Origin of the sequence: Lactobacillus sp. wkB8 (genome assembly GCF_000761135.1) — a bacterium.
In the GTDB taxonomy this organism is placed as follows: domain Bacteria; phylum Bacillota; class Bacilli; order Lactobacillales; family Lactobacillaceae; genus Lactobacillus; species Lactobacillus helsingborgensis.
Window position 1 is genome coordinate 1584389 of record NZ_CP009531.1, and the last position, 12315, is coordinate 1596703.

The 12315-nt window shown below is 35.8% G+C and carries 12 protein-coding genes and 1 tRNA gene; 1 reads left to right on the forward strand and 12 read right to left on the reverse strand.

What is annotated here, in order from left to right; translation table 11 throughout:
- Nucleotide 1: 1 nt before the first annotated feature.
- Nucleotides 2–682, reverse strand: coding sequence for a TIR domain-containing protein (locus tag LACWKB8_RS07425; RefSeq protein ID WP_038524075.1), 681 nt, complete (start codon nucleotides 680–682; stop codon nucleotides 2–4).
- A gap of 184 nt (nucleotides 683–866) precedes the next feature.
- Between LACWKB8_RS07425 and LACWKB8_RS07430 the strand changes: the two genes are divergently transcribed.
- Entirely contained in the window at nucleotides 867–1400 is a 534-nt protein-coding gene (locus LACWKB8_RS07430) for a methylated-DNA--[protein]-cysteine S-methyltransferase (protein WP_038524078.1), read from the forward strand.
- Nucleotides 1401–1434: 34 nt separating this feature from the next.
- On the opposite strand, the gene LACWKB8_RS07435 is transcribed toward LACWKB8_RS07430, so the two are convergent.
- The 11 genes from LACWKB8_RS07435 to LACWKB8_RS07485 all read right to left on the reverse strand — a co-directional run bounded on the left by LACWKB8_RS07435 (nucleotide 1435) and on the right by LACWKB8_RS07485 (nucleotide 12182).
- Nucleotides 1435–2088: an HD domain-containing protein gene (locus LACWKB8_RS07435; RefSeq protein ID WP_038524081.1), complete on the reverse strand. Its 654-nt coding sequence runs from the start codon at nucleotides 2086–2088 to the stop codon at nucleotides 1435–1437.
- A 335-nt stretch (nucleotides 2089–2423) separates the two neighbouring features.
- The gene (locus LACWKB8_RS07440) at nucleotides 2424–3269 is read right to left on the reverse strand and encodes a hypothetical protein (protein ID WP_038524084.1); all 846 of its coding nucleotides are present in this window, start codon (nucleotides 3267–3269) and stop codon (nucleotides 2424–2426) included.
- A 302-nt stretch (nucleotides 3270–3571) separates the two neighbouring features.
- Nucleotides 3572–3644, reverse strand: a tRNA-Thr gene (locus tag LACWKB8_RS07445).
- A 63-nt stretch (nucleotides 3645–3707) separates the two neighbouring features.
- Nucleotides 3708–4046, reverse strand: a complete 339-nt coding sequence (locus LACWKB8_RS07450; RefSeq protein ID WP_038524086.1) for a heavy metal-binding domain-containing protein — start codon at nucleotides 4044–4046, stop codon at nucleotides 3708–3710.
- 72 nt (nucleotides 4047–4118) lie between these two features.
- Complete coding sequence (locus LACWKB8_RS07455) at nucleotides 4119–4508, reverse strand: NUDIX domain-containing protein (protein WP_038524089.1); 390 nt, start codon at nucleotides 4506–4508, stop codon at nucleotides 4119–4121.
- Nucleotides 4509–4607: 99 nt separating this feature from the next.
- Nucleotides 4608–5873, reverse strand: coding sequence for a tyrosine--tRNA ligase (tyrS, locus tag LACWKB8_RS07460; RefSeq protein ID WP_038524092.1), 1266 nt, complete (start codon nucleotides 5871–5873; stop codon nucleotides 4608–4610).
- Nucleotides 5874–6140: 267 nt separating this feature from the next.
- A complete protein-coding gene (locus LACWKB8_RS07465; protein ID WP_038524095.1) occupies nucleotides 6141–9113 on the reverse strand; it encodes an LTA synthase family protein in 2973 nt (990 codons plus the stop codon).
- 35 nt (nucleotides 9114–9148) lie between these two features.
- Nucleotides 9149–9769 carry a glycerol-3-phosphate acyltransferase gene (locus LACWKB8_RS07470; RefSeq protein WP_166484968.1) on the reverse strand — a complete coding sequence of 207 codons (621 nt, stop codon included), beginning with the start codon at nucleotides 9767–9769 and terminating at the stop codon, nucleotides 9149–9151.
- The gene (locus LACWKB8_RS07475; protein ID WP_038524101.1) at nucleotides 9769–10890 is read right to left on the reverse strand and encodes an LCP family protein; all 1122 of its coding nucleotides are present in this window, start codon (nucleotides 10888–10890) and stop codon (nucleotides 9769–9771) included. Before LACWKB8_RS07475 ends, LACWKB8_RS07470 begins: the two co-directional genes overlap by 1 nt.
- A 101-nt stretch (nucleotides 10891–10991) precedes the next feature.
- The gene (locus tag LACWKB8_RS07480; RefSeq protein ID WP_038524104.1) at nucleotides 10992–11558 is read right to left on the reverse strand and encodes a hypothetical protein; all 567 of its coding nucleotides are present in this window, start codon (nucleotides 11556–11558) and stop codon (nucleotides 10992–10994) included.
- 336 nt (nucleotides 11559–11894) lie between these two features.
- A complete protein-coding gene (locus tag LACWKB8_RS07485) occupies nucleotides 11895–12182 on the reverse strand; it encodes a type II toxin-antitoxin system HicB family antitoxin (protein ID WP_038524108.1) in 288 nt (95 codons plus the stop codon).
- Between the last annotated feature and the right edge of the window lie 133 nt (nucleotides 12183–12315).

Below are 12315 nucleotides of genomic sequence, written 5' to 3' on the forward strand. Positions count from 1 at the left end.
ATTAATCTAATTTTTCTGAGAGATTATAATCTGCAATGCTATTTCTGATAGCAATTGCTTTTTTAAAATAATAATCCATATTTTTAATAAATTTATTCCACTCGACCACAGTTATATAGCTACTATTTCCGTGATAGACTTTTTTACCGGATACAAAGTCGACCATTGGTTCTTTGAGATTAAACATATTCCGAGCAATGATTTTGAAAGTCCGATTAACTGATATGTTGCGTACTAGGTGTTGCTGGTTATTTTGGTCAATATATTTCCAATAGTTAACAAAGTAATTATATTTACCGGAAACATTAGGTAGTACAACTGCGATAATGGCGTTAGGCAGAGTCCTTTTAGCTATTTTTGTCCGCGTTTTTAGTGACTGAGCAATCTCCCACGGTATCCACTGGGTTTTTTCTGCCTGCGCAAGATCAACCATATTGGGAGAAATCAAAACCAACGTAATTGACGAATCCCAAATCTTTTTTGCTAAACATTTTCTGATAGCTTCATCTGTGAGTCCACTATAATCTTCATTGGCAATTTCCGCTTTATTTACGTCATCCCCGCTGAAACTAATTTTTTTCAAATAATCAACATAATCTCTGGGGGTCTGATTTTTACCGCCTTCTAGTTTGGCAACATCATGATCCTGATATTTATAAGATACAAAAATTTTATAACCCAATTTTTATTTTTCCTTTTAAATTAATCATACAGACAATAATCGTTTAAACCTAAAATTATTATATAGTAATTGAGCGCAACTATCAGTACAATATGATATAGCTAATTTACGAAAATCGACTTTTGGTATATAACCATATTTAACAAGCGATCTCTTATATACTTAACAAAATACAGGATTAAGAATGACACTATATAAAACTCTTTATCCATCTCAATTAGGCAGCATTACGCTATTAAGCAACGAGCATAATTTATTAGGATTATGGTTTAACAGTCAAAAATATTTTGGCGCCAACTACCACTTAACCAGCGTTAAAAGTTCTGTTAATAAACCAATTAAACTAGCTTTAAATTGGCTTTCTGCATATTTTGCCGGTCAAAATCCTGACCCACAGACTGTTCCTATTAAGCCCAATGTGTCAGTGTTTTCCCAGCAAGTACTTAAAGAATTACAAAAAGTGCCTTACGGTGAACTGGTTACTTATAAAGAATTATCCGAGCGCGTGCAAAAAGGACAAAAAGATAAAGTAAATAAGGCACGAGCTATCGGTGCTGCGATCAAACATAACCCCATTAGTTTAATTATCCCCTGTCATCGGGTAATCGGCAGCAATGGCTCTTTAACCGGTTACGCTGGCGGTTTAGACCGTAAAAGAGCGCTGCTAAAAATGGAAAATCCTCAAATTAAATTTTCTCAGCAATTGGATTTTTTATAAAAACGCAAAAAAGCTGCATGAGGCTACACGCAGTTTAAACATTCCATTCAGCCATAAATTCTGTCACATAATTACGCATAAATTCTGTTCTTTTTTGTGCTTCTTTTTTTCCACTAGCAGTATTCATTAAGTCAGCCAAATGAAATAATTTTTCGTAGAAATGGTTAATTGTTGTTTCTGTGTGTTCACGGTACTGATCGTGACTTACAAGCTTCTGTGGTTTAATTTTCGGATCATAGATCACATTGCCATGAGCGCCGCCGTAAGTAAAAGCACGAGCAATACCAATTGCACCCAAACTCTCAATGCGGTCAGCATCTTGCACGTATTCTCCAGATACTGGTAACTGATAATGGTGTTCGATATTAGCGGAAAACGACATATGTTGCATAGTAAATAAAATATCTTTAGTTTCTAACGAGGTAAAGCCTACTTGGGGAAGCAATTCTTTAATATCAGCTAAAACTTGGTCAGGGTTCGCACAAATTTTTTCGTCAATAGTGTCATGCAAATATCCTGCAGCTTGAATAATAGCGACCATGCGGCTATCTGTATGTGCATCGGGATTGTCCTGCAAATACATCTTGCTGGCCAAATGTGCTACCCGTTGACCATGATAAAAATCATGACCGGTTTTTTCATCTTGCAGCTGCTTTTTGACAAATTCAGTAACTTTAGTTAAATCCAAATTAATTTCCTTCCCAATCAGTAAATTATTTTTATTAAAACTAGCAATAAAGAAGTTTATATTACAATTTTCTTATGCTCACTGCTTTTAAAAATATCTCACTAGTTTGAACTTTTTAGAATGCCACCATATTAATTCCTGCTTTAGAGTTGATTTAAAGCAACTATTTTTATTTTTTTTGACTACAAAAAAGATAGACCTAAAGTATAGTAATCAATAGTACTTGCTTAATAGTCTATCCCTTTTTGTTAATTTGACCAAACTTTCTTTCATATTGGTCAAAAATGTTTATAAGCATATAGCAGCTAATATAGGCGTAAATTCACTAAAATTAACTACATATCTAACTTTTTATGAGCCGGTTTAAATTTATGGCTCTTAGTAATTGTGCCCATGTGATCATATTTAACTGTTGCCCGTTTAAATTGACTCAAATCTTCGGTCTTAATATAACTCACAACTAATTCACCATTTGGCACGTAGTTGTATAGCGGATAATAATTTTCGTAGGTATCAGTGCCGTCAACTCTAAATTTTATTGGCGTAAGCCCAATCCAGAAGCCCTTATACTTACCACGTGTCTGCCCATCTTCCTTGAGGGTAACAGTAAAGGTGGCATCTTCTTTATTACTATAAATGACATTTTCTTCGGTAAATGCGCGACCATATTCATTATCTAATTCTGTGTAACCATTCCAGGCGTTTGCCAAAGAACCAAGATAATCATGGACTGTAGCATGACCTTTTTTAAACTTGTAGCCATAAGGCACATGACAATACTCTGCTGGAATCATGTACTTTGTTTTTCCATCTCTGTTTTCAATATTGCTAATGAAATAACGTTTACCAGCAATTGTTCCGGCACCTACAAAAATATCCCAGTCATCAACTCCTGGGTCAGACTTAGTTCCTGTCCTTTTATGTGATTTAAGATAGCGATATGCTTCAACATTATCGCCAGGAACAAAGCTTGCATACCACTTTCTTGCTTTAATATAATGAGCACCAGGTTTTTTAGAGAGCTTCTGTAACTTGTTAAAATCCTTTGTCGTTGCAACTGGTAAAGGCGGTAGCGGCTTGGCAGCAACTGGATGAGAATTCAAGCCAACTAGCGCAGCAGAGCCTACGAACAGCATCACTCCCACAATTAACAGTTTCTTGATTGATTTGATCTTCTTCATAGCAGATAAACTTCCTTACTTTAAGATATAACTTAATTTTTCCTATATTAGATTACATACCTAACACTATTAGTTATATAATTAACTAGCAATTTAAGCAATATAAAAAAGCAATTAATCATATTTATTTGCACTTTGTCTAACGTATTGTTCATCAAAAACATTGCTGGCTTTAATTCTACTAAAATTTTTTACAACTTAGTGAAGGATCTAAATAGTTTTGGATAAAGTAATTTTATTAATAAAAAATAACCTTCACTTATCTAAATCATAATTTGATAAATTAAGGTTATTAAAAATTAAGCCACTTCCCAGATTTGAACTGAGGACCTCCTCCTTACCACGGCGGTGCTCTACCTCCTGAGCTAAAGTGGCAAAATCAAACTCAACAAAAAAGTATTCACTCTCGTGAAGCGAATACTTCAAATAATACTATATCTAGTCATTATCTGCAATAAATCTCACAGCTGTACCATAAGCAACAACGGATTGCATGTCGCCGCCAATCGAGCCTGAGTCAAAACGCATCATTACGATTGCGTCTGCACCTACATCTGCAGCACTTTGCCGTAGCCTTTCCAATGCCTGACTGCGTGAATCTTCAAGCATTTTGGTATAACTCCGAATTTCACCACCAACCATTGACTTGAGACCTGCGCCAAAATCTTTAATTAAATTTTTAGACTGCGTAGTTAAACCAAATACCTCACCAATAATTTCATATTTTTTACCTGGTATATTTTCGGTAGTTGTTACTAAAATATCACTTCGAGCCATTTTTTACTCTCCTATCAAGATAATTTAAAGTGCTTTAATATCAGAAAAGTATGAAGTCTTAGCACTTTTTCGTCAAATTGCCGTTATTATTTTACCGGCAATTTCAGGTGGCATTAAATTAATTTGAGTTAAATCAGCACTTGCCACCCATTCTGGCTGATAAACGTTAGACTTACTTGAGCGTTCCTTTTCTTCACCGCTGATTGCAGGTGCGACTATGTACGGTATTTCAGTGTAAAAGAATTCTTCTTTTGCTTCACTTGTAAAAAAATGCGTTAGAGCAGCTGGCTTTAATTGAAGATCCAATTCCTCTCCTATTTCCCTGATTGCAGTAGTCACTGGAGTTTCATTTTCTTCTGCGCCACCACCTGGAACTACCCAGTAATCACGCTCATTTTTAAACCTATGAATCAATAAAAATGCTTTATGTTCTGGATTATAAAGTATTACCCGTGCACGCATTTTACCCTCCTAAATTAAAAAATGATGTGTTTCTTATTATACTCCTTTAATTGGAATCAAAAAAGGGCAGTTGCGAAAATAGCAACTGCCTCTTTTAGACTAATCTTTAATTGTAACTAAAGTGTATTTTCTTTTACCTTTTCTAATAATGACATATTTACCATCAAATGCCTTAGAAGGATCAACTTCAAAATCTACTGACTGCTCACGGTCTCCGTTCACATAAATTGCTCCATTAGTCACATCTTCACGAGCTTGACGCTTGGAAGATTCGATCTGGGTATCAACTAAAAAGTCCACAATATTTTGGCTCTGAGATGATGTCTCAGCCGTTGGCGCACTCTTTAGCCCTTCCTCAATTTGCTTGACCGACAAATTCTTAATATCACCGGAAAACAGTGCGTCGGTAATCATTTCTGCCTCTTTTAAGCCTTCTTCACCGTGAACAAATTTTGTTACTTCTCTGGCGAGTGTCTTTTGCGCTGTTCGTTTCCATGGTTCTGCTTTGACTTGCTCTGCCAGATCGTCTATTTCTTCATGGCTAAGGAAAGTAAAGTATTTCAAATATTTAACTACATCCCGATCATCTTGATTGATCCAGAATTGATAAAATTCATAAGGGCTGGTTTTTTCAGGATCAAGCCAAACAGCTCCACCAGCAGATTTACCAAACTTGGTGCCGTCAGCTTTCAACATTAATGGAATGGTTAAGCCAAATGCCTGTCTGTCTGAACCCATCAACTTGTGAATTAAGTCGATTCCTGCTGTAATATTGCCCCATTGGTCACTGCCACCAATTTGCATTTGAACACCATAGTTTTTATTCAATTGGTAAAAATCAATAGCCTGTAAAATTTGGTAAGAAAATTCGGTAAAGGAAATACCATTTTCCAGTCGGCTGGCAACTACATCCTTATTAATCATATTGTTCACTTGGAAGTGTTTACCATATTCACGTAAAAATTCGATTAGACTTAATTTATCAAGCCATTCTGCATTATTAACGATTTCAAAGTTTTCAGTACCAAACAATTTTTCCATTTGCTTGGTAAGAGCTACTTCGTTTTCATGCAATTTTTCAGCACTAAGAAGTACCCGCTCCGATTTGCGTCCTGAAGGATCACCAATTGTTCCTGTACCACCACCAATAACAATCACAGGGTGGTAACCTGCAAGTTGGAACCTTTTCAAAATCATGAAGGGAATAAGGTGACCAATATGAAGGGAATCACCTGTAGGATCGGTACCACAATATAGTGCCAAGTTATCATGTTCTTGCAAATATTTAGTTAGTCCAGCTTCATCAGTCTGCTGGTTAATAGCTCCACGCCACTTTAAATCTTCTAAAATATCAAAGTTTGCCATCTTTTTCCTCCAACAAAAAAGTCCCTAGATTCAATTGATGAATCTAGGGACGACTAGTTATTTTTAGCCGTGGTACCACCCACATTTACACTATTACTAAGTGCCTTAATTGTGGTCTATACGGGAACCACCCTACTCGTATTTCGCCATGCACGACCTGCCTAGCTCTCACCAACCGCTAGTTCTCTGAACACTGAATCGTGATACTACTTAAATTTGTTATAAACGATAATACTCATTTTTTCTTAATAAGTCAATATCGTTTTATTACTTGTAAAAGCCTTTAATCTTTAAGCCGTAAGCTTTGCCTGCAGTCATATCATATTGAATAGCCTCATAATCAGCTAAAATTTCTTGCTGCTTTTTAGTCAGATATTTTGGTTCAATTACCTGACCCTTGCGACCAATTAGTTCGAAGCCTTTATCACCTTTAAAGTTAATGGTAATTGCTGGCAGTCTCTTATGTACCTCAGTCAAAAGTGCTTGGTAAGGCGTCACTTTAGAATCAGTCTGTTCAAGCATCATAGCGATAAAGTCGCTGGAACTGACAAAATTATTTGCCTTACGCGGCAGTCTCTTTTTAGCACCATGTTGACGCGCATATTTGTTGGAATAGATAAAGTAGCGCGTTGAGTGCATTTGTACCGGATATTTAGCAGTATAACTTTGTGAAAGGATACTTGGATAGTGATCACCGTAAAAGACTAAAGTAATTGGTTTCTTAATTTGATCAATTTGCTGGATAAACTGCTTAACTGCCTTGTCAGTGTACTGCGTTCCCTTAACGTAAGTAGCCATTTGATCACGAACTGCTGGAGATTTGAATAACTCTCCTGAAATCTTGCCCATGTATTCGTTATTTGGATACCAATTGTTATATGGCATGTGATTTTGAATTGAAATCAGGTTGATAAACTGTCCGCCATCGCGGGAATTAATTTCTTTTAGACCGTTAGCATAGGTAGTAAAGTCAGAGTTATAACCACTCTTACCCAATTTCTTTTGGTCAATAACCTTATATTTTGAACCAACATAGATAAACTTATCAAATTTAAATCTATGATAATCTTCTTGCCTTGAGTAATACGTACCAATAAATGGGTGGACAGCAGATTTATAATCGAAATTCATCCCTATTGTTGGGTAGAAATCATAGTTCGGCACAATTTGAACATAAGGGGTCAAAGTAGACTTGAACATGCCCATATTCAAACCGGTTAGAGTCTCCCATTCCATGTTGGCAGTACCACCACCGTAACCGGCACTCAGCATATTGCCGTATGTGGAACGTGACTTCATCGACTCGATAAACTTAACTGGATTTGGTACGTCACGGTCAAACCTGATTGTTGGGAAAGTATTTGGATCAACAAAACTTTCACTCAAGTTAAAGACAATGGTTTGGTCCTTAAGATCGTTTTTACGTTTCTTATTAATCTTAGCCGCTACTTTTTCGTATTTGGTGTTGAGCTGCTTAATACTTGTTTCCGAATAACCCTCAGGCTGATCCATAATTTGCAAGTCAATATAATTCAAGAAATTAAGGACAGGCCCATTTACTTGAATATCTCGTTCAGGGTTACGGAATCTTTGTTTATTATCAAAACCACGGTTGATGTGATAAATAACTCCACCATCATGATTGAAGCGTAATGGCGTTACAAACAATAGTAAGCTGAGCAATGCCCAAATTCCACGTCTCTTCCAAGAGCCGCGCTTTTTAATAGGAACCTTGCATTCCAAGAAAATATCAAGGGCAATTACAACAACTATAGCTACTAAAATCACAATGACAGTAGTCTTGCCAATCATTGGAATTAGGGTTTTCCAGTTGACAATTTCACTAATTTCAGTCGGGTAAATAGGTTCTCCCCGAAGCAGCAACTTAATCTTATTTGCGACAGCCCAACCAATGGCAATCAAACTTACTAAAATGTTTGAAGTCCAGTAACGAGTTGTTACAAAGTAAAATACGGAAAACAACGCATCAAGAAAGATAGTTGTCAAAATCATGGCAAAGAATTTAGTGCCGAGAAGGTAAACTATCGCATTAATTGTTGAAGCTGTACTTATTTGAATTCGTAAATTATCTGATTCAATTAGAAAAGAGCCGAAACTTAAGATATAGAACCAAGCCCAAGTAAGTAAGTTGACCCGATTGGTAATAACAAACTTGGTAAAAATTGACCAGATTTTTTCACAAATTTTGGCTAAATTAGGTTCATTATCTAAATAATTAATGATCTTAGCAAATGGCGTAATTTGGAATAAATAGCGTTTTAACACCATATACCAGAGGACAACAATTACCAACATAACCACTATCATGATCAATTTATTAATAGTAGACGAGTCAGTAAAGCGGAATGCGTTCATAAATCTCGGAGAAATTGGCGCATCCATAATCATAATTACTGGAATAAAGTAGCGGGCTTGCGTTTTAGTAAAAGTTAAAATTACCTTTTTAAATAATAAAAACGCTGCCACAATCAGCAAGAACATAAAAGGCGAAGAAGGATTGTTGAGAAATTCTCGGTTCCAGTCGCCACCGCCATTACCTGAAATAATCTGCGACCAATAAACCGCATCAAATCCTGAAACGCCAATAACCACAATGAAGAAGGAGAGAAAGCCACTGATTAAAGATAGCGTTAATATCTTCTTACTAATGTGGATATGAGCTAAAAACATCCCCCAAGCAAAGAACAAAACAAGATATAGGCCGTAAAGTGAGTACTGGAAAGATAGATTACCAGCACTTAGGGCAAAGCCTAATAATGTCAATAAACTTAGTACCAGCAGGTTTTGTTTAATATTTAATTTATGCAGTAAATCAAAAAGATACGGTTGGATTAACAAACAAAAAAACAAACCGGAAAATAAAACTGAGGTACTGGTAATGATCGGGAATAACATGCCCCAAACGCGCCACATATTGAAGCGTGTAGGAACTATAAAGAAGAAAAAGATGTAATAAACAATCAAAGTTGCACTGGCTAACAGCCAATATTTGAAACTTTCACTAACACTTTCTTTTTTCTTGCTGTAAATAGCCCCAAAGACCATGGGTACCAACATTAACGTCGCATTATGCAACATATTAGGCATAAAACGGACAAATGAATAGTGTGCCCTAGCAGCAATACCTTTCAAACTGAACATTTGCACGAGCATGAATAGAGTTGCTACTAATATGCAAATTATCTGAATAGCTTTTAAAGATTTTTTGTTTTTACTCATATTTCTAGTTATATTCCTCACTAAAAATGTTGCTATTAATTATCGCGTTTAATACCCAATTTCTTTTTAATTGTGTATAAGACATCAACTTTTTTGCCGTTGCCAGTAAAAAAGTCACGTAGATCAGATCTAAATTTGAAAATCATGATCGACGTCATCAGCAATAATACTAATCCGGCTTCTTTGATCTTTATTAGTTCGTATAAACTGAACAATATTATAAAAATTATCGGAGGAACCGTCAAATTTTGTAATGTTATTAAAAGGAACAAGGCAACTAATAATGTAATTGCAGCTGCTCTTGTGTCATAAATGGCAGCTACTAAAACAGCTACTGTCACGCCCTTGCCGCCCTTAAAATGCTCCCAAAAAGGAAAGCAATGGCCCAGCATTAAGCCTAAGCCGGCGTACACAAGAGCAATTTTGCTTGAAAAAATATGATGCACAATTAAAAGGCAAATAAGTGTTTTTAGTAAATCACCTAGACAAGTGATTATGCCCCATTTTTTTCCAAACACAGCTCCCACATTTGCCGTTCCGGGATTGCCAGAACCTACTTTGGTAGGATCTTGGTTCAAAGCAAAACGACAAACTAGTACTGCAGCCAATAAGCAGCCAAACGCATAACCAATTATGATCGACCACAAACGCATTATTAATAGTCACCTTCTTCCTGAGAATTTTGGTTTTGATAATCATCATAAATCTGGTAATCTTGACTATCAGGATTTTTAAAATCAAAGCCCGCAATTTTATTACGCTTATTTTGATAAGTTTCATTATTGTTTACTGTGGTCAAAGGTAACCCTAATTCAGCACGTAAATAGTCAGAAACGCGTTGCAGCTCTTTAGTAGATTGTACTTGGTAAGAAGCACCATCTATCGTAGCATTGTGACCATGAAGGTAATCATTTTTGACGTTCTTAGTTGCATCTTGATAATTAAATACAATCTGTCTTAGTGCATCAAACGGCAAGTTGGTTTTAACGCTGCCAGAGATTGATTCTAGAACTGAATCTAGTTTAGTAAGAGTGTTCAGCGATACTGCTTTTTTAATAATAGTTGTAATTACCTGACGCTGACGTTTTTGGCGCCCATAATCGCCTTCTGGATCGTCATAGCGCATGCGCGCATAAGCTAAAGCGCCACCACCACCCATATGAGTCAACTGGTTTTTCTTAAAAATATAGCCACCATATTCAAAGCTAAGAGTTGGCCTGATATTGATACCACCAACATAACGGATCAGGCGCATAATACCTTTCATATTAACTAGAGCGTAATATTTAATAGGTACATTTACCAACTTTGAAACACTTGCCATTGACATTGCAGCTCCGCCTATAGGATAGGCTGCATTTATTTTTTTTACTTGAAATTCATCTGCGCCCACCATTTCTGCCATTGTATCACGCGGTACAGACATCAATGTATAACGCTTTTTTTGCGGATTAACTACTGCAATAATAATTGTGTCAGTGTTGCCATTTTTTTCTTTGCGGTCAAGAGCGCCTGTATCTGTGCCCATCAGCAATACCGCAAATTTTTTCTTACCGTCAAACTCACCATTTTTAACTTGAACACGATTACTGCTGTCATAGGCATCATCGACAGCATTTTTTGTTCGAAAATAAATATACGCTGAATATACACCAATCGCCGTAATTAAAAGAGCTGTGATACTTAACACCCAGGCTAGAATACGTCTCTTTTTATGGTAATCTCTCTCATGTAATTCAACCCGACTTTTACTCGGATGATTATCGTTGTGATCCATAACTTTTTATTACCCAAAATTTAATTACAATGAGTACATTATAGCAAAAAAAACAAGCCGCTGTCGGTTTGTTACACATCTTATTAAAAATATTACAATGTTTAACTCAAAGTTAAGGTTAACACTAAATTCTCATCGCTATCACTAGTGAGAATTGAATTGCTGCGTACTGCAGTCACTTCGCTATTCTCTTTAGTAATAATAAAATCCGTTGAAGACAAGGCCAATTTAGACTTATTTTTAACCACTTCAACTTCATTTGCATTAGCTTTAACAGACCAATCTTCAAAAAGAGGTACTGTAAATTTTACTGAAAATGGCATATCCTTATGTGAATTATTTTTCAAATAAAATTTAATATCTACCTTGTTCCCATCAATAGCATAAGTTAAAATCACTTCAAAATGAAAGGGAAATTTTTTATAACTGGCAGCATCGTCTATTAAGGCCAAACTTACACGTGAATCTCCCTTATCAACAATAGTCCACGGCAATAATTCAGCCCAATTTTCTTTTTGGTCCGCTCCTTCAAAGCTGACGTTCAAAGCTTTTTGCTTCTCAGCATCTTTAAAAAAATCATTTTGATCGTTCTGCGGAATCAGGCTAACTAGCTTTGCGCCCTTTTCAGAAACGGCAATCCGCAAAACTGAACTCTCAATTATTTGCATATTTTACTCCCAAACTTTTTCTTCTTCAAAAATAGCACTCAATTAATGCTGCTGTCAATTTGAGTTAAAATCTAAGGCGGTATAATTATGATAAATAAATATTTTATGGAGGAAGATTATACTGCCGCTGCCTTAAGAATGGTATATAAAAGGCACTTTTTTATGTACTTTTCATTTTAAGCTTATTTGAAAGCACTTTTTAATAAAAGAAGCTAAAATTATTAGCAAAATCAATTTAGATATATTATAATTAATTTGTTCCCGAAAATTATAAAAGTTTTTGGAACAAGTTAATAAAAAGGGCATCCCAAGGAATTGGGATGCTTTTTTTGTCTATTATATTTCGTAATTAATACGATCACGCGAGGCTTCAGTTAAGTCTGCAGAAACTGGTGCAACAAAGGAACCATCATCTGGTAATTCAATATCACTAATCTTGCTGACTTTAGGCAAAACCTGTTTGTTGTACAAGCGGCTGGCAAGGGTGTCAGCAGCCATCTTCATTGATTCACGTAAGCCTTGTCCTTCTGTTATTCCTCCTTTAACATCAGGAAATTTAATCACATATATATCATTTTCCAGTGGCTTAAAAATAGCCGGATACGTCACAACTTTATGGTTCATCCTAAACCTCCTCATTTGCACTTTCTTCTATCATAATATACCCAAAATAGCCAAAAGAAGAAATAATTATAAAAAAATTATTCTTTTGCACAAAAAAGCGCTGAAAATTGTTCTTTTCAACGTTTTTTATATT

Bases quoted from the DNA above. Each gene is read 5' to 3' on its own strand.
- LACWKB8_RS07430 (WP_038524078.1), top strand. From the start codon at position 867: ATGACACTATATAAAACTCTTTATCCATCTCAATTAGGCAGCATTACG.
- LACWKB8_RS07440 (WP_038524084.1), bottom strand. From the start codon at position 3,269: ATGAAGAAGATCAAATCAATCAAGAAACTGTTAATTGTGGGAGTGATG.
- LACWKB8_RS07450 (WP_038524086.1), bottom strand. From the start codon at position 4,046: ATGGCTCGAAGTGATATTTTAGTAACAACTACCGAAAATATACCAGGT.
- LACWKB8_RS07455 (WP_038524089.1), bottom strand. From the start codon at position 4,508: ATGCGTGCACGGGTAATACTTTATAATCCAGAACATAAAGCATTTTTA.
- tyrS (WP_038524092.1), bottom strand. From the start codon at position 5,873: ATGGCAAACTTTGATATTTTAGAAGATTTAAAGTGGCGTGGAGCTATT.
- LACWKB8_RS07465 (WP_038524095.1), bottom strand. From the start codon at position 9,113: ATGAGTAAAAACAAAAAATCTTTAAAAGCTATTCAGATAATTTGCATA.
- LACWKB8_RS07475 (WP_038524101.1), bottom strand. From the start codon at position 10,890: ATGGATCACAACGATAATCATCCGAGTAAAAGTCGGGTTGAATTACAT.
- LACWKB8_RS07480 (WP_038524104.1), bottom strand. From the start codon at position 11,558: ATGCAAATAATTGAGAGTTCAGTTTTGCGGATTGCCGTTTCTGAAAAG.
- LACWKB8_RS07485 (WP_038524108.1), bottom strand. From the start codon at position 12,182: ATGAACCATAAAGTTGTGACGTATCCGGCTATTTTTAAGCCACTGGAA.